The following is a 23043-nucleotide window of genomic DNA, read 5'->3' on the forward strand; positions in this document are numbered from 1 at the left end:
AAACTGCGGTATTCGATTAGCGTCGGGCATGTCATGCACCTTGCTGGAGAATACGATGAAATCTCTGATTTTGGTCCCTATTGCCGCATTGACGTTGTGCACGACGCTCGCCTATGCGGGAGACACCTCCGACACGTCCAGGACGGCCTCCGACAGCAACGCAGCTATGACGTCGGACGCAGTCGGCGGTACCCCGGTGGGCAGTAGCGGCAGCGGTGGCCTCCGTGGCAAGACTCGCGCGGAAGTGGTTCAGGAATTGCAGCGCGCCCAGAAGGACGGCACGCTGGATCGCCTGAACGCGCTCTACGGCGGCCAATGAGCAGATGCACCGGATGCGGCAGTGCGCACCGCACAGCATTCCGGGAGACAACGTCAACAATCAGAGCGCGATGCCACAGCCCGGGAGAATGGCAGGACTGGGGTTCGTCGCGCAGTGGAACGGTTACGCAAAAAAACCCCCGTTGTATGGGAAGCCCATCGTAACGGAAAGATTTCTGATGTGGGGCGGCGGCGCGGGTTTGTCCCCAGCCCTTCCCGCAACGAAAGGCTGGGAGCTAACTCACGTTATGCTGCCGCCTTTCGGGGCGTGGTTGCGCCCGACGACAAGCATGCCGGTCAGTTGACGACAGCGCTTGACCAGTGGCGCCTGGGCTTTCTGTTCTGCGGTCGGCAGCGGTTTGACGAACTTGTCGCGTTCTGGACCTGGTTGAATGGTCTCGCCGGCATCGGCGAGGACGCGTGCGTCGATGCGATGCGTCTGCCGGGGTGTTCGGCGGGAATACCTCCGAGATAGCACTGTCGGACGAGACCTGCCGAATCGTCGCCACGCGCATGGCGGTACATGGGCAGGAGCGCTTACCCGTGGCGGCGGATTCGCCATCGGGCCGGCTCGTGCGCATCGTCTCGCGCAGCCACCAGGTCAAGCGGTCGCTGGCGTTCCTCGATGAAGAGCATCGCCGCGAACCCATGCGCATCGTGCCGCTTTCGTGCACAAGCACGGAACTGATGCTGCGCCGCCGACGCGCGGGCCGAAACTCGAGGTAGCGCCTTGTATTCGCTACGCTGTTTCAGCACCTGCGCCAGGTCCTCGCCGCGCACTGGCCAAACCCAACGTCGTCGGCGAACGCCTCGATAGCGCAATCAGGCGTTACTGCCAAACTCGATGCCGCAGCGGATCGCGCGCTGAGGACCATCAGCGATGAAATGTCCGGCGTGGCCCGCTTAGACGACCTACCGGGGTGGCCTGAAGGCCGGCGGGGCCCTGGCGGTCAGCCCGGAAGGGAAGGGCTTGCAGGAGCGTCTGCGCTGCATTTCATTTGACTGGTCCAAACGGACTCGCGAACGGATTTGTTGATGGTGCGGCGACAAAGCCCGAGTCGTTGGATTTTTCCGGCACAACTGCAATCTCAGAGATCCATGCGAACGGCGGTCCTTGATGCGCATCACCTGAATTGCTGAGCAAGGTCCGTTGCCCGGTCTGCGGGTCGATTCGGAAGAGCAGGGTTGGGTCGGCGGCTCTGCTCGCGGGGTTACCGGCGCCGACAATTATCCTTCCCGTCCTCGCCTCCAGGGCAATGCCGGAGAGGCGCGACCCCAGCGGTCCTTGCGCGGCATTGTCGACATCGCTGAGGACAGCACGGTTCCCGGTACTGGGATCAATTCGCAGAAGTAGATTTTTGGGGCCAGGCGCGATTTCCGACCCGTGCGAATCGGCCAGGATCTGCCCAGAGGTCTCGATGGCAATGCCGGTTGAAGGTACCGAGTCAGTGGCACCCTGTGCCGGGTTGGCGAAATCGCTGAGCAGCGATCGTTGGCCCGTAACGGGATCGATCCGGTATACGTCCCCTGCGTCCCGGTTGGGCCCGACGGGGACAAACCACGTGACGCTTGCGACGATCATCCCGGTTTTATCCAGCGCCAGATCGGTAAAGTACGCGACACAACAATTGAACACGTCGCCCTGAGCGGGGTTCGTGAGATCGCTGATCACAACGCGAGTGGCCGCCAGTGTATCTATGCGAACAATTGACCTCGGAGCGCCACCGAATTGCGGTTGCGCCCAATTTGTCATGAGACGTCCGGACGCATCCACCGCCGAGCCAAAGACGTCTCCACGAAAAGCCCCGGTAGTGAAGTCGCTCACAAGAGTTCGGTTTCCGGTGCGCGGATCAACCGCGTAAATGCCGGTGGTGGCAGCGGTGACGAATAACTTCCCCCGTCCTATGGCAACGCCCGCGAGAAACGATCTGTCTACAGGCCCTTGTGACGGATCCAGAAAGTCACTGATGACAGTGCGGGCGCCGGTTTTGGGATCTACAAGAAACAGCTTGCCTGCCTGGGCGTCGACAACCAGGATATCGCCTCCATGGATCGTAGCTGCGTGGGCGAGATTGCCCGCCAGCAGAAGGGCGCAGAGCACCCCGAGCCAGCCGCGAAGGAAGCGCCGACAAGAAACGCGACTTGCTATTTTTCGACTTGAACCAGCAATGCAGTGGCCTGGGACCGTGTTCCACTTTGTCGCGGTTGCCATCACTATTCTCCTTTTGAAGCGTGTCGCGCGTAAGCGTAGGAAGTCGAACAATGTAAGGCGCACCTCTAGCGTATGAAACTGGCGGTCAATTGCAAAGTTGTTCCGGCTCCTGCAATGCCGGTGCCATTGCGGAAGACGTCTTCGGGCGGCGGCCCACAGTGGAGACGCGCCTTCCCGTCAGCCGCACGTATTGAGCAGGATCGAAAGGGCACCGGATGCAGCCAGGCCCAATTTGCTCGTGATGGTCGCGCGCTGTTGGGTGCGTGGTAGCTGGCGAATTGCACACCGGTATTGTCGCCGTCCTGGTGTCCGCGATGGTCGACGGGTGCCGAGCGGGCGAACCGACCATGGTTACGCCAGGCTGATCATCGGCCGCTTGGCGACCTTCAGCGTTGGCATATTCGCTGGCGGCGCCTGACCGGGCATCCGTCACTCCATCACCCCGAACGTGTCCCATTCCAGCGGGCGCATACTTCGACCCGGAGCGAATGGTGGATACACTTGGGGGCGTTTGACGAAAGGGGCGACAAAGTACGCTAAGACCATGGTGGGTCAGGTACAGAGACGTCACAGTCACCCGGCCGCAAAAGCCTGACGGAGCTGTTGGGCGCGTTTGATTTCATCGCTGTGCAGATAAATCGGGGTCGTCGCAATCGATGCGTGACCCAGGTTATCGCGAACCGTTGTGAGTTCGCCCCGTGTGTCAGTGCCTGTGTGGCATGAGTGTGCCGAGTCCAGTGAGGGCTCGCGCGGCGCAGCTTTTCCGCCAGCACCGGACTGTCGAGCCCGACTATCTCGGCCGCCTGCACGAAGAAGCGCCGCATGACCTCCGAACAGGCGTACACCGCTGATGCCGGCCGCACTGTCGAGTCCGAGGCTGCCGATCAGCGGCGTCTTCGGGTTCCATCGTGCTGGCGAGACCGACAAGCCACGTTCCATCAAATTACGATCCGGCGCTGACCAGGCCATTGGCGGAAGCGCGACCTTGCCAGCCTTGCTGCCCTTGCCGATCGGGTGCAGCCAGTGATCGCCCTGGGCGTCGGTCTGAATGCCACCAAGCTTTGTGCCGACGAGTTCGCTTGTCCGCAGGCCGGTCGAATACGCCAGATCCAGTACAAAGCGCAGGCGCTGCGCGGCCGGGGCTCCCATCCGTAGGACCACTCCAGTCCCTCAACGATGGTGCTCACGAGCTGCCACTCGCCCCCGGTGAAGGCGTGCGACGTGTCCAGCGCGGTCGACCGCGGGCTTGGTCAGATCCGCGATCGTACGTTCGAGTTAAAGCGTCATCGTGCCAGCGGCCTGAATCTCGTTGTCGCGGCGATCATGTTATGGAACACCGTCTATCTGGAGCGTGCCGTGGCAGCGCTTCGCGCGCAGGGGCACCAAATCGACGAAGCGCTGCTCAAGCATGTTGCGCCTGTTCACTGGAACCATGTCATCCTGACGGGCGACTACAATTGGCGGCAGAACCGGCGCGTCGAGAAAGGCGGCTTCAGGCCATTTCGGCCGCCGTCATCGGCTTAGCCCTCCACGGCCGTCGAGGCGTCCACCGCCGCTTATGGCCACCTGTAGAGTTATCTACTGCTCAGCCATACCTGTCCGTCGCACCGCGCGCAAATGGCCAGTTCTCCCGCATGCGACGCGTCCGGCCCCCACACGGTGGCATGGTGTCCACACGCTGCGCACGCATAGGTGTAACGATTTTCAGCGAGTATTCCCATCAACGGTCTCCTAGCCATCGCGCCGGTCGCAACTGTTGAAACCGCCGACGCGTTTACCTCGTCATTTTCCTCGCTCTATTGAAGTCATCCGCCCCCACCTCTGAATTCATCCTGCCGATTCACCGGAAACACGACAGGTCGCGACTGCAAGGTCGTTGTCCCTGGCGAACCGCATCACAAAATTGAATGCGTCGGGACAGACGCACCGCAATTCGTGCGCGATGCGCAGGCATTTAAGATCCTGCTCCACAACCGGTATCGCAAGTCGCGTGCAGGCGACATGAATGCCGGGGCTGCGCTCTCCAACGAACAGCGTGATAACCCCGGTCAGACGTTCGGCCCAATCGCCGGGCCGGAACAGCTTGCCTTGCGACGTCACGCCGCGGATCAGGTAACAGTCAATCCCATCGTCACTCATGTTGGTGGAATCACCCGCGTGTGCGCCGTCAGGAAGCGGGCTGGATGTTTGTGTTCGGGCAGTTTGTCCGACGCTGCGTTCGACGTGAGATTGCCGGTCTGGAAGATCATTCTTCCGATTTCACCGGTCTTGAAAATCGTTTTCAGGCGAGGCCCTTCCATGTCAATCATGCGATTTTAAGAGGGCGAAACCTTCTCAACGCTTTCACCGGCGGTGACTTCTGCTGGGGGTTTTCCATGACTGGAATCAGCCTTTCCTGAATCAGGTGGCGAAAGATCGACGCAGACCGTAACGCGGCCGTGCTTCGCACCCGGCGACGGTCTGTCTCATGGAAATCCCCTAATCGAAAGGCTTCGTCGTGAAAGCCGTGAGAAGGATTCATGCTTCCATAATTCCGCCATCGATGCAGACAGGCAGCACCGTGCTGCCGACAATAACGGAGACTATCGATGCGACCTAATCTGAGCGTGTTTCGCCAACTTGCTCTTGCTTCCAGCCTGGTGTTCAGCCTTGCCTCGCAACACGCGACGGCTGCCGACACCGGGAAGATCACGATCATGGTCGGGGGCATCACGAAGCTGATCTATCTCCCGGCGCGCCTGACTGAACAGCTTGGCTACTTCAAGGACGAGGGGCTCGATGTCGAACTGCTGTCGCAGCCGGCCGGTGTCGATGCGGAGAACGAACTGCTGGCCGGCGCCGTCCAGGGCGTCGTCGGCTTCTACGACCACACGATCGACCTCCAGACCAAGGGCAAGGAAGTCAAGGCGATTGTCGTGTTCGGTCAGGTGCCAGGCGAAGTCGAAATGGTGTCGACCAAAGCTGCCGATACGGTCAAATCCATGGCCGACGTCAAAGGCAAGACGCTCGGCGTGACGGGCCTGGGTTCGTCGACCAGCTTCCTGACGCAATACCTCGCCGGACAGCACGGTATCCAGTCGACGGAATACACGATGCTACCGGTGGGTGCTGATGCCAGCTTCATCGCGGCGATCAAACAAAGCCGTATCGACGCTGGCATGACCACGGAGCCCACGGTGTCGGCATTACTGAAATCCGGCGAGGCGAAAGTGCTCGTCGACATGCGCTCGGTCGAGGGCACGAAGGCGGCGCTCGGCGGCACCTACCCCGCATCGAGTCTCTACGTGCAGGCCGCGTGGGCCGATTCGCACAAGGCTGAAGCCGCCAAACTCGCGCATGCCTTCGTTCGCACGATGCAATTCATCCACACGCATAGCGCGGAAGAGATTGCGGCGAAGATGCCCGACGACTATCAGAAGGACAAGCAGCTTTACGTGAGCGCCCTGAAGGCGTCGTTGCCGATGTACACGGTCGACGGCAAGATGCCGGCTGATGGTCCGGCGACTGTGCTCAAGGTGCTCTCGGCGTTCAACCCGTCCGTCAAGGGCAAGCATGTCGAACTGGGCAAAACCTACACCAACGAGTTTGTCGGCTCGAAATAGGTCGCTGGCGCAGGCACAACGGACGCCATTGGTGTCCGTTGTGCCTGCGGGTTTGTTTGCGCCTCAGATTATCCAAATGGATGTACTTCATGAACCATGTAGTTTCCAGGGACGTACCCGCGATCGAATTCAGCTCGGTATCGTGCCGCTTCGTGAGCCACGATGGCAAGGCGACCGTCGCGTTGCGCAACTTCAGCATGTCCGTCGCCAAAGGTGAGTTCGTCGCGGTGGTCGGGCCGACCGGTTGTGGCAAATCGACGACGCTCAGCATGATCACCGGCCTGCTCAAGCCGACCACCGGCGAAGTGCGTGTGATGGGCGCACCGGTTGATGGCATCGATCCACGCATCGGCTTTGTGTTTCAGGCCGACGCAGTGTTTCCCTGGCGCTCGGTGCTCGACAACGTGGCGGCTGGCCCGCTGTATCGCGGCCGCTCGAAATCCGCCGCGTACGACGAGGCGAACGAATGGCTGCGCCGCGTCGGGCTGGAGAAGTTTGGCAAGCATTATCCGCATCAACTGTCGGGCGGCATGCGCAAGCGCATCGCACTCGCGCAGACTTTCATCAACAAGCCGGAAATCCTGCTGATGGACGAGCCGTTTTCCGCGCTCGACATGCAGACCCGCACGCTGATGCAGGATGAGCTGCTGCAGTTGTGGTCGGCCAATGCGGGCTCGGTGGTGTTCGTCACGCACGATCTCGAAGAAGCCATTGCGCTGGCCGACCGGGTGTTCGTGCTGAGTGCGCGGCCCGCGACGCTGAAAAAGGTCTACGAAATCGATCTGCCACGTCCACGCATCACCTCGGAGGTTCGCTACGAGCCGCGTTTTATCGAGATCTCCCGCGATATCTGGCACGACCTGCGAGAAGAAGTACAGATCGCATGACACAAACCCAGCTTCTAAAAACACTCATGGCAACCTCTGAATACATGGCCGAAGCAGGCATCGACGCTACCTCGCTGGCCGCAGTTGAACGAATCGCACAGCGACGGCTGCGCCAACGGCGCGCGCTGATCATCGGCTTGCGTGTCCTGGTATTGGTGGTCGTGCTCGGCGGATGGGAGATCGGCGGGCGGACCAAGTGGATCGATCCATTCTTCTTCTCGATGCCGTCGCTGATCTTCCAGCAGATCGTGGACTGGTTCGTGAACGGCACGTCGCAAGGCCCGTTGCTGGTGCAGGTATGGGTCACGCTCGAGGAAACATTTCTCGGGTTTCTGATCGGTTCGATTGGCGGTATCGTCTGTGGCGTTGTGCTCGGTCGCAACAAGCTGCTCTCCGACGTGTTCAGCCTCTACATCCAGATCGCGAATTCAATTCCCCGCGTTGTCCTCGGTTCCATTTTCGTCATTGCGCTTGGCCTCGGGATGGCATCGAAGGTGGCACTGGCCGTCGTGATGGTCTTTTTCGTCGTGTTCGGCAACGCCTTCCAGGGCGTACGGGAAGCTGACCGCTACATGATCGCGAATGCGCAGATCCTGGGCGCATCGAAGCGTCAACTGACCACCACAGTTGTGATTCCTTCCGCACTGTCGTGGATTCTCGCCAGCCTGCACGTGAGCTTCGGCTTCGCCCTGGTTGGCGCTGTGGTTGGCGAGTTTCTCGGCTCCAAGCAGGGCATTGGTCTGCTGATCTCGACCGCGCAGGGCGCATTTAACGCCAGTGGCGTGTTTGCAGCGATGATCGTGCTCGCGGTAGTCGCCCTTACTGCGGACTATCTGCTTACCACGCTGGAAAAGCGCCTGCTCAAATGGAGGCCAGCTGCGTTCTGAGCGTCAGCAGGCGGAAGGTTGCGCTTGCGATGAGCCAGGAGAAGGAAACGACTAGTGCTGGTCGCAGTTACGGCACGCGCGTAAGGTCCCGGGAGTCGACAATGATGCATAGCCTGCGTGTGCGCCTGCTCGGGTGGCTGTTGGTGCCGGTCGCCGCGTTTGTACTCGTCACTGGCATGACGGCATATGACGCGGCTCGCGAGACTGCCTGCCTTCTGCAGGACAACGCATTGCTCGCATCAGCGCGCATTATCGGCGAGGAAGTCAATTGGGAAAATGGCGTGCTGGTTGCCAGGATTCCGCCCGCGGCGCTCGAGATGTTCGAGTCGCCGGAGCAGGACCAGGTGTTCTACAAGGTGGTCAAGGGTGGTGCGGGCCTGCTCGGCGGCAATCCCGACCTGGCCTTCCCTGCGCAGGCAACACCGGGGCCCGTGTTTTACGACACGGCGCTTGATGGTCGGCCCATTCGCGCGGTCGCTTACGCGCGTGAACTCTACGACTCCGGCGCGACCGAGCCGGTTACAGTTATCGTGGCCAAGACGCAGGCATCGTACCGGGCCATGCTGCTGACACTGTGGCGTCCCCAGTTAGTCCGGCAGGCTCTGATGCTGGCACTCGTGCTAGCACTTGTCCTGCTCGGGCTGACCTTTGAATTGCGACCGCTTGTCAGACTGAAGGATGACGTCGCCGATCGCGACGCGTTGCAACTCGTGCCTGTGCGGGTCGAGCGCCTGCCTTCCGAGTTGCGCCCTGTCGTCGACGCGATCAATCAGTGTATCGCGCGCCTTAAGGCTACGCTGAAAAAGGTCAACGGCATTGGTCGCTCAATCGTTAGATGTGCATGAAACAACAGACCCTTGCGATGGCGGCCGATCAAGGCGCCGGATTTGAACAGTACCGTCGGCCAACCAAACGCGATGTGTTCCTTGAGACGATGGAGCAGATCGTGCCGTGGGCGCAGTTGTGCGAGGTTGTCGAGCCGTACTATCCGAAGGGTCAGGGCGGTCGCCCGCCAGTGGGTCTGGAGCGCATGCTGCGCATGCACTTTCTGCAGCACTGGTTCAACCTGGCCGATGAAGCCTGCGAGGAAGCGCTGCTGGATAGCACCGCATTGCGGCGATTCGTCGGCATTGACCTGGGGCGCGAGCGCGTTCCTGATGGTACGACGCTCTTGAAGTTCCGGCGGCTGCTGGAGCGCAACAAGCTCGGCGAGCAATTGTTCGCCAAGGTCGGCGAGGTACTGCAAGGGCGCGGACTGAAGGTAGGCAGCGGCACCATCGTGGATGCCACCATCATCGGTGCGCCGAGTTCCACAAAGAATGCGGACAAGGCGCGAGATCCCGAAATGCATCAGACGAGGAAGGGCCAGCAGTGGTACTTCGGCATGAAGTTGCACATCGGTGTGGATAGCCAGACGGGTCTGGCACACAGCGCGGTAGTGACAGCGGCGAACGTGCACGACAAGCATCCGCTGCCGGCGCTGCTGCATGGCGGCGAGCAGCGTGTGTACGGTGACAGCGCCTATGCGAGCCAGAAGGAACTCATCGCCAGCAAGGCGCCGAAAGCCAAGGACTTCACCAACCAGCGTGTGCGCAATCGCAGTGGTGAAGTCGATGAAGCCAGGCGCTCGAAAAACCGCAGCAAGTCGAAGATTCGTGCCCGGGTCGAACACGTCTTTGCGGTGGTCAAGCGGCTGTGGGGGTTCGGCAAGGTGCGCTATCGCGGCCTCGCGAAGAACGCCACGCGCGCCTTTACCACACTCGCGCTGGCCAACATCTACATGAGCCGCACGCGGCTGATGGCACAGCTGCGTCCATGAGTAGCCAAAGTGGGTCGAGAGACCCGCTTGCAAGGCCCTTCAGGGCCAGAAAATCGAACCAGTCGGGTCGCTGATCTCGCATTCCGAAATTCAGCGACAAGCTGTTGGCGAAAACGCTGGCTTCTTCAGCGTAGCCCTAAACTGCATGCGACGACACAGCGCAAATTCATTGCGGACGCCGCGCACCAGTTGCGTACCCCCCTTGCGCTGCTGGGAGCACAGATCGAGTGCGCCCGCCCGTGCGGCCATTGCGGACCGCTGCTCACCGAAGCGCTGGCGGGAATACGTCGCAGCAGCGGGAAGATGACCGAAATGACCAACCAGCTGCTGCTGCTGGCACAGGCCGAGTCGTCTCCGTCTGGCCGTACTCCGCTCAGGGTCGACGTGGCCGCTGTCGTCTCACGCGTACTGGAAGAACTGGTTGTCGCCGCGCAGCGACGCCAGATCGATCTCGGCGCGGAGTTCAGCGGGACGGTGTCCGTCCCAGGCAGCGAAACCCTATTGACGGCGCTCGTGACGAATCTGGTCGATAACGCGATCCGTTACACGCAGAAGGGCGGAAGGGTTACCGCTCTGTGCCGCGAGGAAGGCGACGAAGTTGTACTGCAGGTTGTCGACAACGGTCCCGGCATTCCGGCCGAGGTGCGTGCCCATGTGTTCGAACGTTTCTATCGCGGAGCGACTGACATCGAAGGGACGGGTCTGGGCCTGTCAATCGTGCGTGAAATCGCGCATTCGCACGGTGGAACGGTCGCATTGAGGCCGCACGCGGAGCATGTGGGCCTAGTCGTCACGGTCCGCTTGCCGAGATGGCGTGATTGAGGAAGACGCAATGAAATTGCTACTGGTAGAAGACAACATTGAGCTCGCGCACTGGATTGTCAATCTGTTGCGCCAGGAGAACTTCGCGGTCGACTGTGCCCCTGACGGTGAACGCGCGGATGGAATGCTGACGACGCAACGCTATGACGTGGTGCTGCTTGACCTCCGGTTGCCACGAATGGACGGCAAGGAGGTGCTGGCCAGACTACGCCGCCGCGGCGACAAGGTGCCGGTGTTGATGCTGACTGCGCATGGTTCGACCGAAGACAAGGTTGACTGTTTCAGTGCGGGTGCCGACGACTATGTTGTCAAGCCGTTCGAAGCACGTGAGCTGGTCGCGCGCATCAAGGCGCTGATCCGCCGGCAATCAGGTGGAATGTCTTCGCGTCTCACCTGCGGCGACCTGCAATACATATCCGATACGCGGGAGTTTGTTCACCACGACATCCCCCTCGCGTTGCGGCGCCGCGAGCACACCGTCCTCGAAACGCTGATGTTGCGACAGGGCAAGACAGTCTCGAAAACCATGCTGATGGAAAGCGTGTTCAGTCTGGATGACGAACCGAGCGCAGACGCCATCGACATCTACATCCACCGTTTGCGCAAACATCTCGTGCACTCCAGCGCACAGATCATGACGCTGCGGGGCCTGGGCTATATCCTCCGGCAGAGGGATCCGGAATAACGGGGAGAATCGCTGCCACGTACATCAGTGAATACACTTAGTTGTGCAAAAGGTACGGGAAAGGAGCGTGAAGGATTGGGGTAACTAGGATTGCGTTCATTGGCGTACCGGAGCGGATATCCGGCCAGACGGGCTGCACCAGCCGCAAACAGAAAAAAAGCAGATTTTCAACGCAGCAACTTGAGGAGACGATCTTGAAGAAAAAGTACCTTACCCTGGCAGTCGCAGCAGGGGCGTTTGGGGCGAGCGGCGCGTACGCGCAGTCGAGCGTGCAACTCTACGGCCTAATGGATTTGAGCGTGCCGACCTATCAGTCGCACGCGAACGCGAACGGCGATCATGTCATCGGCATGGGTATCGGCGGCGAACCCTGGTTCAGCGGAAGCCGCTGGGGCCTGAAGGGCGCTGAAGATATCGGTGCGGGTTCGAAGATCATTTTCCGGCTTGAAAGCGAATACGTTGTCGCCAACGGCCAGATGGAGGATCCGGGCCAGATCTTCGACCGTGACGCATGGGTGGGTATCGAGAACGACACGTTCGGCAAGATCACGGCAGGTTTCCAGAACACGATAGCGCGCGACGCATCGACGATCTATGGCGACCCGTACGGCTCGGCTCGCCTGACGACGGAAGAGGGCGGCTGGACCAATGCGAATAACTTCAAGCAGATGATTTTCTACGCGGCCAGCGCGACCGGCACACGTTATAACAACGGCGTGGCATGGAAGAAACTGTTCGACAATGGCATTTTCGCCAGCGCAGGTTACGCATTTGGCAACTCGACGAGCTTCGGTTCCAACTCCAACTACCAGGCAGCACTCGGGTATAACGGCGGGCAGTTCGACGTGTCGGGCTTCTATAGCCATGTGAATCGCGCCGGTATCACGAACCAGACGTTCTCGGTGGGCGGCAACTATCAGTTCGGTATTTTGCGCGCGAACGCGGGTTACTTCCGTTACCTGGGCAATCAGGGTGCGCTCGGCCAACGTCAGGACAACGCCTGGACGGCGTCGCTCAAGCTGTCCCCCAAGGGGCCGTTCGATTATGAGCTCGGCTATCAGCAGATGCGCGTGAAGAACGCCGCTTACAATGCGGACGGCGATATCCCCAACGCGAACATCGGCGCTTTCGATCCGACGTCGGGCCTCCACAACGGTTACAAGGAAACGCTGTACTGGTCGGCGTTCTATCATCTGTCCAAGCGTACCGAAGTCTATCTGGCCGGCGACTACATGAGGCTTCATGGCGGCTATACGGTCGGAAGCACGTTTGGCGCGACCAACCAGCTTGAACTGACGACAGGCGTGCGCACCCGCTTCTGATCCTGGACGCCGCCCTCCCGGCTCATTCATCGACGAAAAGTGCTCCTGTTTGCGGCGACGGATAAATCCGTTCGCCGCTTTTTTCTGTTCCGCGGGTCGAGGACGACTACCATGTTCAGAAATACCACTATCCGTACCGCCCTGACAGTCACGATCGCCTGCTATACGGCCGCGTTGGTGTTCGTGATCGCCACATCGGTCGCTGGCCTGAAGACGGCCAACGCGGCACTCGAAAAGATGTACACCGAAGAGACGGTCGCCTTGCGTCACCTTACCGCGAGCGGCGAAGCGATTCTGCAGGTGCGGGTCGATCTCGGCGCCTACGAAACGCTCGTCGCGCAGGGAAAACCCACCGACGCGGTGCTCGCCCGCGTACACGCCGGGCTGGCTGACAGTGATCGTGAACTGGCGGCCTACCTGACGCAGTCGCCGTCGGACGGCGTAGAGAAGGGTCTCGCCGACGCATTGCGCGCGAGGCGTGAGCAGTTGATGAAACAGGTGCTGGCTCCTGAAGTCGCGGCGCTCGACCAGAGCGATTTCATCACCTTCCGGACCACGGAGCGCCAGGCCCCTGACGCGGTGTTCAGCGACTATAAAAGCGCCCAGCTTGCGTTAGAGAATGTTCAGGCACAGCAGCAGAAAGCCCGCTTCGAATCGGCCCAACGGAATTTCCAGCAGTTGTGCTGGCTGTTTGGTGCGATCGGGTTGGTAGTGATCGCGCTTGGGCTGTTCGCGCGCTTCATGGTGACAGCGTCGATCGTGCGACCAATCAACGCGGCAATCCAGCACTTCGAGCGGATCGCGGCCGGCGACCTCACGGGGCAGATCGCCGGCGTGCAGACGAATGAAATGGGCCGCCTGATGGGGGCGCTTGCCCGCATGCAGGAGGGGCTCGTTGCTGCTGTCAGTCAGGTTCGTCACGGGACGGCGGCGATCGCAGACGGCGTGCGCGAGATTGCAGGCGGTAATGCCGATCTGTCGACGCGCACTGAACAGCAGGCGGCGACACTGCAGGAAACGGCATCGAGCATGGAGGAATTGACCGCGACGGTCAGGCAGAACGCCGACAATGCACGGGAAGCCAGCACGCTCGCCGACAACGCGTCGCAAACGGCCGCGCGCGGCGGCAAAGTCGTCGACCAGGTCATTGGCGTAATCGCGGACATGGCCTCGGGGTCGAACAGGATCGTCGACATCATTGGCGCCATCGAGGGTATCGCTTTCCAGACCAACATACTTGCACTGAATGCTGCCGTCGAAGCTGCGCGTGCCGGCGAGGAAGGGCGTGGATTCGCGGTGGTGGCAGGCGAAGTACGTGCACTGGCGCAACGCTCGGCTGCAGCGGCGAAAGAGATCAGGGAACTGATCAGCGGCTCGGTCGCAAGGGTTCAGAATGGAGCAGAACTCGCGACCCGCGCCGGCGCCACCATGGCGGAAATCGTCAGCGCTGCGCGCAACGTAACCCGTATCGTGAGCGAAATCAGTGTGGCTTCTGAAGAACAATCGCGGGGCATCGAGCAGATCAACCAAGCGGTGACGCAGATGGACAATGTGACCCAGCAGAATGCCGCGCTCGTCGAGCAGGCCGCGGCAGCAGCGGCGTCGCTCGAAGATCAGGCGGGCGCCCTCGACGATGCGGTTGCCGTGTTCCGATTGCATGAAACTTGCCAACCACAGGGCGGGGAATCCTATAGGCAGGAGGCGGTGACGTCAGGACTATCGACCGCCTGCGTATCAGGTCAAAGAACACTGCGGGGTCAATCGCTCGTCCAGGCCGTCGCGGCGCAACTCGTACCCCAGTTGCCGGTCCAACCAGTAGAGCAGTGTGGTGCGCCAGGAGGTGCGAGATGAATGCTCGGACGACGTTGTGGCGGCCTGGGGCGGTTTTCCTCACATGCATGCTTCTGGCCAGCTTAGCGGGATGCGACGTGTTCACCGGACCGCCCGCACCAGAATGGCCGGGCCCCCACGCACCGTATCCTTTTCCTAACGACGTTCCGCATCGAACCGAATGATGTGGCATGGACGCGGTATATGCGCGCGCGTTCGGTGTCGGTCGCGCATCAGCCACAATCGAATGTCGGCCGGAACAGGTCTTGCGGATTTGCGAGAGAACTGTTCCTGTCCCGCCTCGGGAGCCGTCATCGCCTTAACGTACTTTGACGCCCCTTTCGTCAGACGCCCCCCATTTGTCCGCAATTGCCGATGACGGCCAGGCGCCGGCCTTCGTAATCACGGGCTTGTCTGTAGCCGCGCGGGGGGGGTAATTGCACGAGCAGCCTCCTCAGCTTGCTCATCGCGGTGCCTCAAATTGTCCTCAAGCGCATGCTGGCCGCCGCACGCCCGAAGTCGGTCCGCTGGAAGCGCCACACCGATGGCTGCTTCGGTATGCTGAGCACTGGGATTCCCGTGCTCGCAAACGCGGGCCGATCAGCGGCTTGAAGCGGCCGATCGGCATTTCGTTCAGGGCTCGCCGGCCATAACCGCTGGCCTTCTGCCAGCCCGGTCGTCCGTGCACCTACATCGCTTCAATATGCCGATCGCGCTGCGTGGCCGGTCCAGCCCCGCAGCCGCGTATCGAAGTTGATCGTGGCGGAATGACGATCAGCGCGGCCGCGCTGATTTGCGCGACCGTGCGGTAGGTCGGCGCGCCGTCATACCGCCTGCAGCGAACGATTTCAATAATTGAAGTTGTCCTTTTTTCCACCAGGTGCGGCTAGGCACGCCGAAGGCGGGTGCGATTCACACATAACGCGAAATTTCTACCGTGCGCGAACTGTGCGTATAATGTGCATGTGAGTTGCAAGGAGGTTCGAGATGACTGTTGAAAATTTTTCTGGTGTTCTGGAGTCTGCACGGGAAGCGGGAACATCCCGACTCTCCGCGGTCAATCTCGCCAACGTTCTCGGCTTACAGCAGCAGGACCTTGCGACCTTGGCGGGTGTCCACCGTAACACACTGCGCACGCACCCCGAGTCGCCGAGGTTGCAGGCCGCCTTGCGTGACCTCATGCGGGTCGTATCAGCGGCTGTTGCTGTCCAGCCGGACATCGAACGCGCGCTGTTTTTCATAAAAAACAGTCCGATCCCTGCATTCCGCCACAAGACGATCCTCCAGTTGGTCCAGGACGGCCGGACGGAGGATGCGATCGACTATCTGGAGTCCATCAGCGCAGGTTTCGTTGGATGATTCTGACCGATCTGCCGAAGGGAACAATGCTTTACCGCGCCCACGCGCCCCGGTGGGCCGATCGTCCCACGAGCGGCGCCGGGGCCGCGTTGAAAGGCGGACGTTTTAACCGCGAAGGCGTCGAAGCGCTATACCTCTCTGTGGAAGAACTGACAGCGCTGCGCGAGTATCAGCAGACGTCGCCGTTCCTGCCGCCATGCACGATGTGCTCGTACTCCGCTGAACTCCGGGATCTGGTGGATCTGCGTCAGCTGGACCGCAGTTCCTGGGACGAACTCTGGCACGACTGGCGCGAGGATTGGCGATACTGGAAGTTTGACCAGCACATTGAGCCACCCACTTGGGTTCTGGGTGATCTGGTTCGGGAAAGCGGATACCCCGGCATTGTTTTTCAGAGTCAGACGCACGACGGGGGAACCAATGTCGTGGTTTTCAGCGACCGGCTTCACGGCGACAATTCGATTAAGGTCAACGACCCTGGCGGGCAGCTCCCCAAAGATCAGTCAAGCTGGTAGTCCCAGGCTCCTGCAGCGCATCCCGCTCCAGAAAAAGCGGCTTGCCCCTTTGACAGGAGCCGGCGATTCCTGAAAGGGGGTTCCCTTGAGTTGAATGCCGTGACCTGCGGTCGAGGGGTGTCGGCGGGACAAGGTGTGGCAGCCGGTCAGAGACCATGCGCGGGTGGCTCTCTGTGGCCAGCCTGCACGCCGGCGCTGCAACGACCGGTACCTCCGGGCCTGGGGTAACGTAGCACGTGGCGCGGAGAAGCCCGGCGGCCACCGTACCGGTCGCGGTGCCCGATTGGTCAGAGGATCTTCAGGTTGCGGAGCTTGCCGATCGCCGGCGATCGCTGAGGATCAACGCAGCGATGTATTCCGGCAGGAGCGCTCGCGGAATGTTCGGCGGGACGCCGGCGACCAGTCAGCTTACGCCGCGAAAAAAAAAGCGGACATTACTAAAAAGCTCTGACAAATTTACGGTTGATAAAAAACCTTAAGTCAAACTATATAGGATACCTATGTAATGACGCCTTCACGCGGCATTGCCTGGATTTCTGCGCTGTCGGCCTGTTGCACACTCTGGTAGATTCGCCGAGGCTCGCTCGGTGGAATGCTTTCTCCCGGCGCGGAAACATTCGACGTCAAAGGCGCGCAGGATCGCTCATCTTGCGCCACCAGTTTTGGCGGAACGCACGTAGAGGTACCGGAATGAGCGTCGTGCTCAGGAGTAGTCAGCAAGGCATTGATTTAAAAAAATATTTATTTGGGGCCTCAAGGCAAGGCCGCACCGGGCTTAGATCGTCCTAACCGGATATTTGCATGTAGATCAAGGGGACCCGCGATAGCGGTGAGAGATGATGTGGCGGCCTTACGATGTGTTTCTGAATTCGCGGCTCCTGTTCGGCAGGCAGTTCAACGCCCGGGTCGCCACGCGCGACCATGATCGCGTCGGCCGCATCAATGATCGGGTCCAGCGACTCGATTGCAGTGGGTTTCTCGAACTTGGCCAGGACAGCCGTGGCTGAAGTTGAGACGGAACACGTCGGCCGCGGCATCGAACAGGCCGCGCACCGCGGTCAGGTCGGAACTCGACGGCCCCAGCGTGGCGACGATTCTGGCAGTACGTTTGCGATGCATCATGTCCGCTCCCCTCACAGGATGAAGTCTGTGTTAATGAACTTGGATTGGTGTTCGCGCACGATGGTATTCAGCAGTTCCCTGTTCGGCGCGGTCTGTTTGGTGGCGACCATCGAGCGGATCGAGAACGCGCGCAGCGCGTCGCTGACCGACAGCGTGCCCTCAGCCGAGTCCTTGCGCCCTGCGAACGGGAATACATCCGGCCCGCGCTGACACTGACAGTTGATGTTCACGCGGCAGACCTGGTTGACCAGCGGATCCACGAGCGCACCAATCTGCGCGGCGTCGGATCCGAAGATGCTCACCTGTTGGCCGTGATCAGAGGTGATCACGTAGTCGAGTGCCTCTTCGACGGCGTCGAAGACCATCACCGGGACCACCGGTCCGAACTGCTCCTCGCGGTACAGCTTCATTCCCTCGCGCACCGGGTAGACCACAGCCGGATAGAACAGCGTGCTGCAGAAGTCACCGCCGCCGTCATTGACGACGCGCGCACCTTGGGCCTTCGCGTCCTCGATCGCCTCGGTCATGTAGGCGGTGCGATGCGGCCCCGGCAGCGGAGTGATCTGCACGCCGGCCTCCCACGGCATACCCAGCTTGAGCCGCGCCAGTTCAGCCGTGAAGCGTTCAAGGAACGTGTCGACGACACTCCTGTGCACGATCAGCATCTTGAGGGCCGTGCAGCGTTGTCCGTTGAACGACAGTGCACCGAGCAGGCATTCCTTGACTGCGAGGTCCAGGTCAGCATCGGGCAGCACAATGGCCGCATTCTTCGCGTCCAGGCCCAACACTGCGCGCAGGCGGTGGGATTTGGGGTGCTGCTTTTTCAGATGGTCCGCAACGCGGCTCGAGCCGATCAGTGCCAGCACGTTGACCTTGCCCGAGGCCAGCATGCGTGGCACCACCAGTGCGCCCGGTGCGTAGATGGTGTTGACAACACCGGGTGGAAACGCATCGCGAAACACCTCGAGTAGCGGCTCGAACAGCAGGGTGCCATATTGTGGCGGCTTGAGGACGACCGTGTTACCCATCAGCAGCGCCGGAATGAGTGTGCAGAAGGTCTCGTTGAGCGGGTAGTTGTATGGCCCCATGCATAGCACCACCCCGAGTGGGGTGCGGCGGACCTGGCCGATGGTCCCCTCGACCACCATGAATCGCGAATGGCCATTGTCCATGTCCTTCAGGGCCTCGATCGTGGCCTGGATGTATTCTACGGTCCGGTCGAACTCCTTGAACGAGTCGGCAAGGCTCTTCCCGATCTCCCACATGAGCAGGTTCACGATCGCCTGCCGGCGCTCAACCATGCCGTTTGCGAACTTGTGCATGCAGGCGATGCGGTCGGCGACCGTCATCGTTGGCCATTTGCCTCTGCCGTTGTCGTACGCGGCTACTGCGGCGTCCAGTGCGGCGTCGCTCTGCACCTCGCTCATCAGCGGATAGCTGCCGATTTCGATCTGGCTTACGTCACCGGTGGCTGGGTCGCGTGTGCAGACCGGCGAGAACACAGTCTTGAAGGGCCCGTTCCATACGGGTATCTGGCCGTCGATAAGGAAACCGCGCTGATGAACGGGTGCGTTGAGGCGGTGTTCAGCCGGAATCTCGTTAGGCGCGGGGAAGTGCAGGGCGAGTTGCGAATTGCGGTCGATCGTCATGAGGACTCCGGAAGATGAGAAGAAGTTAAGGCAGTCGTGCCGAATCAGAACGTTCAAGGCGCGCAGCGTTTAAAGCAACGGGCCGCGTTGTATTCATTGAGTCAGGACCTCGAATCGATAAGCGATTTCGACCGGTTGACCCGGATCGAGTGCTATCGCGGTCGGAATACCTCGTTCATTGATCGGGTTCGCCGCCAGCGCGGCACGGCAGCCCAGTTCAAACGCACTTGCCACGGGCTCGACGCCCAGGCAGAGATTGTGGCTGTTCCAGGGACCGTAGCTACGGCCCCGATTGCTGATCCACAGCAAAAGCGACGGGAGTACAGAGGCATCCCAACAGAGACGATAAGCAACCTGAGATTCGTCATCCGTCAGGATCACCGCTCCGTCTACCCCACAGAGCTGGACGATTTCTTCAGTATCGTGAGGAAGCGGAAAGCGATCAAACTCCGCTGTGCCACCGGCACGCAGCGGCACCTGATCAAGCCTGTCAAAAAATGCCCCCGGTTCTGCGCGAGATACGCCGGGTTCGGGCCCGCCCGGGTGAACGACGCCAAAACGAAACGCGCCGGGATGGATCTGAAATGCGCCTGCGAGTGATGGAAGCGCCAGATTGGGATGCAAACCGACCGGACGGCGTGTCTCCTTGCGCGCCTCGACTGCTAACGAGAAATCAATCGCGGGACCATTCGGATCGGCACGGATCACGCGGACAAGACGTGCTATCGGTGAGGCGGGCGGATATTCGAGCGCGATCTCAATTTCAAGGTCCGTCTGCCTCACGAGTGTCCAGTCGGTCACGCAGCCATAACCATGCAGCAGATCATCGCTCGAATCCAGCAGGGCGTGAGATTCGGGGACGGGGGTGGCGACGCTCTCCTGCCAGCTTTCCACGACGGCCTCCGGTGCATAGGGCACGCCAAAGGGAACACACGGGAATTCGCTTCTCATATGGTTGAGTAATTCCGGCCGCTGGTGCGCTCCGTCGCCGATCCACGGAGGCTCGTAAAACGGCCGGACCTGCCGGTCACCGCGCTTGAGCGCCACCCCGCCGAGCATGCCGCCCCTGGCATGCACATCAAGCGCGCCGTGTGGCCATTCAAGTTGCCAGAATTTATCCATGATCGCTGTCTTGACGGGAAATGAGTTAGAGCTGCACTTCGCCAGGCGGTCGTCAAAAGGCAACGTCGCCGCATAGCGTGTGCCGTTAGAGAAGCAAGTGGCTGGGGCACGTTCGGGCGGCTTCAACCAGACCGCGTCCGGACTGCACTCAGTTCTCTTCTTCCAGCCAGCATGTGTTGTGGCGCGCGAGCAGCGCGCTGCTCGCAGCCGGCCCCCAGGTACCCGACGAATAGGGTTTGGGAGGGTTCTCCTGAGTGGCCCAGTCATCGATGATCGGTGCGACCCACCGCCATGCCGCCTCCTGTTCATCGCGCCGCACGAAGAGCGCGAGCCGTCCGGCGATGACATCGAGCAACAGGCGCTGGTAGGCCTCCATCCTGTCCTGCTGAAAGAACTGATCGAAAGCGAGATCAAGGTAGACGCCCTGCAGTGTCATCCCTAGACCCGGCTGCTTCGCGAGCGCGGAGAGCCGGATCGATTCAGTCGGTTGCAAACGGATCGTCAGCCGGTTCGAACCCGGACGCAGGGCCGTCGGCCCCAGCGCGGAGTGCGGCACGGTCCGGAAGTTGACGACAATCTCAGCGACACGGGCCGTCAGCCGCTTGCCCGTGCGCAGAAAAAACGGCACGCCGGCCCACCGCCAGTTTTCGACCTCTACTTTCAGTGCGACAAATGTCTCGGTCCTGCTCTCGGGTCTGACGCCTGCTTCGGATTGGTAAGCAGGGACTGACACGCCGTTGATGGCGCCGGCATGATACTGGCCGCGCACGACGTTTTGCCTGATCTGCTCACCTAGCACCGGCTTGAGTGCGCGCAGCACGCGCAGCTTCTCGTCGCGCACCGCATCCGCGTCCATCGATTGCGGTGGCTCCATCGCAACGATCGACATGAGTTGTAGCAGGTGGTTCTGCACCATATCGCGCAATGCGCCGGTCTGATCATAAAAGTTGCCGCGACCTTCCACGCCGAGTTCCTCGGCTACCGTGATCTGAATGCTCTCGACCCATTCACGACGCCACAGCGGCTCGAACAGCGAGTTACCGAAGCGAAGTGCAAACAGGTTCTGTACCGCTTCCTTGCCGAGGTAGTGGTCGATGCGGTAGATCTGGTCTTCGCTGAAGATCCTGCCGACCGCATCGTTGATGGCACGGGACGATTCCAGATCGTAACCAAGCGGCTTCTCCAGCACGACACGCGCACCTTCGGTCAGCCCTGCGGCCCCCAGCGCGCTGCAGATCGGCTCGAATAGCGCCGGTCCGGTTGCCAGATAGAAAATGCGCCTGCCGTGAGCCGCGCCGATCGCTTCGCCCAGCACTGAGTACGAATCGGGCTGCCCGGCATCGAGTGCGACATACGTGACTCGGTCGAGAAAGCTTCGCCATACTGCGTCGTCGATCGCGGTTCCCGATATGCGCGGCTTGACGTGCTCCTCGACCCATGCGAGATAGCCACTGCGATCCAGTGCCGTCACCGCGACCGAGACGATCCTGCCGTCGGGCGCGAGCATCTCGTCGCGGTGCGCGGCATATAGCGCGGGAAGGATCTTGCGCATCGCCAGATCCCCTGTTCCACCGAACAGGACGAAGGCGAATCCGGGCATGTCCGGCTGGTTTGTCGATGCTGTCGTCATGGTCTCAGAAGAAAATGTCGAATAGGAATCCTACCAATCAGCCAGCGCAATCACCTCGTCGATGGTGGGAGCATAGGCTCCTTGCTGTGCACACACCACGGCTGCACAAGCGGAAGAAAAGCGCAGATGGGATGCCGGCGATGGCTATCGAAATACGCGCGATGCTCTCGCGATGTTCAACGAGCGCCCGCCAGGCGGGCGACCGAGTGAAGATTTGACATCATTGTCCAGCGTGCAATTGGCGGTTTGAGCCTAGTGGGGTGCTGACCAGCCCTTGTAGCTGCCCACGTTGTCCCGAGTCACGAGCGTCGACGGCAGCAGGATCATCGAGTTGGCAGGCTTCTTGCCGTTCATGATGGCGTAGCCGACCGTCACGGCCGTTTGCGCCATGGACCACGGATCCTGGCTCGCGGAAGCCTGGACCAGGGTGTCGGTCTTCAGAGCGTTTTCGATGTCCGGTGCGCCGTCGACGGACGTAATGAAGAGGTTCTTGCGGTTGAGTTGCTTGGCCGCCAGATCGCTGCCCACTGCTTGCGGGTCGTTGATCGCGAATACGGCATCGACTTTCGGGAACCGAGTCAGATAGCCTTGCATGGCGTTCATGCCGCCCTCGCGGGAGCCCTTTGCGTCCTGATCGTCAGACAGCACCTTGAGATCCGGATGCTTCGCGAATACCGACTTGCAGCCCTTCACCCGGTCGACCACCGCCGAGACGGGCGGCCCGTTTTCGATGATGACGCTGCCCTTGCCGTTGAGTTTTTTGGCGATGTAATCGCACGAGATTTCTCCGGCCTGGACGTTGTTGGTCTGCACCGTGGCGTCAGCGCCCGCGGCGGCCACATCGACTGCCACGACCACGATGCCGGCGGCCTGGGCCTTCTTCACAGCAGGCTCGATGGCCTTCGGGTCTGCTGCGTTGAGCAGGATCATGTCAACGTGAGCGGCGATGAAGTTATCGATCTGCGTGAACTGCTTGTTCATATCGTAGTCCGCCGACACCGCGGTGACATTCACGCCGGGGTTGATCTGTTTCGCCTTCGCCTCGGCGCCTTTGACGATCGTGACGAAGTAGGGGTTGCCGAGGGACCCGACGGTGATCCCAATCGCCTTGAGCGGCTTGTCGGCGGCTCTCGCCGAGGGCAGCGTGAAGCTGAGGCCCATTGCGAGGGCGATGCTGGCGAAAGCAACTTTTTGCTTGAACATTTTCTCTGTCTCCAAGGTGGTCCATTGGGTGAGTGGGGCGCAAGGGGACCGGTTTGCAC

At 60.8% G+C, this 23043-nt stretch carries 18 protein-coding genes and 6 pseudogenes; 15 read left to right on the forward strand and 9 right to left on the reverse strand.

Going from position 1 to position 23043, the window contains the following annotated elements; all coding sequences use genetic code 11:
• Nucleotides 1-55 precede the first annotated feature (55 nt).
• The gene (locus tag HF916_RS09935) at nt 56-319 is read left to right on the forward strand and encodes a DUF4148 domain-containing protein (protein ID WP_168788695.1); all 264 of its coding nucleotides are present in this window, start codon (nt 56-58) and stop codon (nt 317-319) included.
• A gap of 419 nt (nt 320-738) precedes the next feature.
• A complete protein-coding gene (locus HF916_RS09940; protein ID WP_168787333.1) occupies nt 739-1044 on the forward strand; it encodes a hypothetical protein in 306 nt (101 codons plus the stop codon).
• Between the two features lie 268 nt (nt 1045-1312).
• Here HF916_RS09940 and HF916_RS09945 read toward each other — a convergent pair whose 3' ends face one another.
• Together HF916_RS09945 and HF916_RS09950 are read right to left on the reverse strand one after the other, a co-directional pair.
• Nucleotides 1313-2530 carry a hypothetical protein gene (locus HF916_RS09945; RefSeq protein WP_168788696.1) on the reverse strand — a complete coding sequence of 406 codons (1218 nt, stop codon included), beginning with the start codon at nt 2528-2530 and terminating at the stop codon, nt 1313-1315.
• 573 nt (nt 2531-3103) lie between these two features.
• Nucleotides 3104-3762: pseudogene (locus HF916_RS09950) on the reverse strand (tyrosine-type recombinase/integrase); the annotation flags it as partial.
• Between the two features lie 13 nt (nt 3763-3775).
• On the opposite strand from HF916_RS09950, the pseudogene HF916_RS09955 reads away from it, so the two are divergent.
• Nucleotides 3776-4054, forward strand: a pseudogene (locus HF916_RS09955) (Tn3 family transposase); the annotation flags it as partial.
• Nucleotides 4055-4357: 303 nt separating this feature from the next.
• Here HF916_RS09955 and HF916_RS09960 read toward each other — a convergent pair.
• Complete coding sequence (locus HF916_RS09960) at nt 4358-4669, reverse strand: DUF3579 domain-containing protein (RefSeq protein ID WP_168788698.1); 312 nt, start codon at nt 4667-4669, stop codon at nt 4358-4360.
• 20 nt (nt 4670-4689) lie between these two features.
• Here HF916_RS09960 and HF916_RS09965 point away from each other — a divergent pair, with 20 nt between their 5' ends.
• The 12 genes and pseudogenes from HF916_RS09965 (at nt 4690) to HF916_RS10020 (ending at nt 16258) form a co-directional block, all read left to right on the forward strand.
• Nucleotides 4690-4929 carry a hypothetical protein gene (locus HF916_RS09965; protein ID WP_168788699.1) on the forward strand — a complete coding sequence of 80 codons (240 nt, stop codon included), beginning with the start codon at nt 4690-4692 and terminating at the stop codon, nt 4927-4929.
• 189 nt (nt 4930-5118) lie between these two features.
• Nucleotides 5119-6132, forward strand: coding sequence for an ABC transporter substrate-binding protein (locus tag HF916_RS09970; protein ID WP_168788700.1), 1014 nt, complete (start codon nt 5119-5121; stop codon nt 6130-6132).
• 89 nt (nt 6133-6221) lie between these two features.
• Nucleotides 6222-7019 (forward strand): ABC transporter ATP-binding protein, encoded by a 798-nt coding sequence (locus tag HF916_RS09975; protein WP_168788701.1) that lies wholly within the window; start codon nt 6222-6224, stop codon nt 7017-7019.
• A gap of 44 nt (nt 7020-7063) precedes the next feature.
• Nucleotides 7064-7906 carry an ABC transporter permease gene (locus HF916_RS09980; RefSeq protein WP_168789101.1) on the forward strand — a complete coding sequence of 281 codons (843 nt, stop codon included), beginning with the start codon at nt 7064-7066 and terminating at the stop codon, nt 7904-7906.
• Between the two features lie 101 nt (nt 7907-8007).
• Nucleotides 8008-8694: pseudogene (locus tag HF916_RS09985) on the forward strand (sensor histidine kinase N-terminal domain-containing protein); the annotation flags it as partial.
• 53 nt (nt 8695-8747) lie between these two features.
• The gene (locus tag HF916_RS09990; RefSeq protein WP_168787361.1) at nt 8748-9725 is read left to right on the forward strand and encodes an IS5 family transposase; all 978 of its coding nucleotides are present in this window, start codon (nt 8748-8750) and stop codon (nt 9723-9725) included.
• A 141-nt stretch (nt 9726-9866) separates the two neighbouring features.
• Nucleotides 9867-10547, forward strand: a pseudogene (locus HF916_RS09995) (sensor histidine kinase); the annotation flags it as partial.
• 10 nt (nt 10548-10557) lie between these two features.
• Entirely contained in the window at nt 10558-11232 is a 675-nt protein-coding gene (locus tag HF916_RS10000; RefSeq protein ID WP_168788702.1) for a response regulator, read from the forward strand.
• Between the two features lie 194 nt (nt 11233-11426).
• Complete coding sequence (locus HF916_RS10005) at nt 11427-12554, forward strand: porin (protein ID WP_168788703.1); 1128 nt, start codon at nt 11427-11429, stop codon at nt 12552-12554.
• A gap of 111 nt (nt 12555-12665) precedes the next feature.
• The gene (locus tag HF916_RS10010; protein ID WP_168788704.1) at nt 12666-14405 is read left to right on the forward strand and encodes a methyl-accepting chemotaxis protein; all 1740 of its coding nucleotides are present in this window, start codon (nt 12666-12668) and stop codon (nt 14403-14405) included.
• A 966-nt stretch (nt 14406-15371) separates the two neighbouring features.
• Nucleotides 15372-15743, forward strand: coding sequence for a DNA-binding protein (locus HF916_RS10015; protein WP_168788705.1), 372 nt, complete (start codon nt 15372-15374; stop codon nt 15741-15743).
• Nucleotides 15740-16258, forward strand: a complete 519-nt coding sequence (locus HF916_RS10020) for an RES family NAD+ phosphorylase (protein ID WP_168788706.1) — start codon at nt 15740-15742, stop codon at nt 16256-16258. The genes HF916_RS10015 and HF916_RS10020 overlap by 4 nt, the downstream gene beginning before the upstream one ends.
• Before the next feature lie 848 nt (nt 16259-17106).
• On the opposite strand, the pseudogene HF916_RS50770 reads toward HF916_RS10020, so the two are convergent.
• The 6 genes and pseudogenes from HF916_RS50770 to HF916_RS10045 form a co-directional block, all read right to left on the reverse strand.
• Nucleotides 17107-17253, reverse strand: a pseudogene (locus HF916_RS50770) (pyruvate kinase); the annotation flags it as partial.
• A 1-nt stretch (nt 17254) separates the two neighbouring features.
• A pseudogene (locus HF916_RS50775) lies at nt 17255-17377 on the reverse strand (pyruvate kinase); the annotation flags it as partial.
• A gap of 14 nt (nt 17378-17391) precedes the next feature.
• On the reverse strand, nt 17392-19029 hold the full coding sequence (locus HF916_RS10030; RefSeq protein ID WP_168788092.1) for an NADP-dependent glyceraldehyde-3-phosphate dehydrogenase: 1638 nt from the start codon (nt 19027-19029) through the stop codon (nt 17392-17394).
• A gap of 93 nt (nt 19030-19122) precedes the next feature.
• Complete coding sequence (locus HF916_RS10035; RefSeq protein WP_240975220.1) at nt 19123-20151, reverse strand: hypothetical protein; 1029 nt, start codon at nt 20149-20151, stop codon at nt 19123-19125.
• 148 nt (nt 20152-20299) lie between these two features.
• On the reverse strand, nt 20300-21751 hold the full coding sequence (gene zwf / locus HF916_RS10040; RefSeq protein WP_168788091.1) for a glucose-6-phosphate dehydrogenase: 1452 nt from the start codon (nt 21749-21751) through the stop codon (nt 20300-20302).
• Between the two features lie 282 nt (nt 21752-22033).
• Entirely contained in the window at nt 22034-22984 is a 951-nt protein-coding gene (locus HF916_RS10045) for an ABC transporter substrate-binding protein (RefSeq protein ID WP_168788090.1), read from the reverse strand.
• Nucleotides 22985-23043 lie beyond the last annotated feature (59 nt).

Source organism: Paraburkholderia aromaticivorans, assembly GCF_012689525.1.
GTDB lineage: Bacteria > Pseudomonadota > Gammaproteobacteria > Burkholderiales > Burkholderiaceae > Paraburkholderia > Paraburkholderia aromaticivorans_A.